The sequence below is a fragment of the Mesorhizobium sp. M2E.F.Ca.ET.209.01.1.1 genome, assembly GCF_004010375.2.
Classification (GTDB): domain Bacteria; phylum Pseudomonadota; class Alphaproteobacteria; order Rhizobiales; family Rhizobiaceae; genus Mesorhizobium.
The window spans coordinates 1-285 of the sequence record NZ_SADP02001263.1 but is presented as its reverse complement, the minus strand read 5'-3'; the positions used below and the strand labels follow the sequence as shown (position 1 = coordinate 285).

General features: G+C 62.1%; 1 pseudogene. It reads right to left on the bottom strand.

Annotation, left to right across the window (positions count from 1 at the left end):
* Positions 1-132: 132 nt before the first annotated feature.
* Positions 133-285 (bottom strand): annotated as a pseudogene (locus EN852_RS43070) (3-oxoacyl-ACP synthase); the annotation flags it as partial.

Below are 285 nucleotides of genomic sequence, written 5' to 3'. Positions count from 1 at the left end.
GAACCGGCACGCCCGGTGGCGTAGCGGGGTTTTCGGGCGGGGTGAAGCAAACGTCCGGGAACGCGCCCAGAGTTTTCGCGTCGACGGCCTTGCCCGAGATCTCCAGACTGTTGGCAAAAACATTTGTCGACATCAGCTCGCCACCGCAAAAATGGCGGCACCACAGGCGCCGCTGTCGTTGGAGGCCTCGATAAGAACGGGATTGCCCTTGTCATAGCCCTTTCGGGCGGCTGTCCAGGCCATTCCGATCATCATCGGAACGACCGCCGCACCGACATTGCCGAC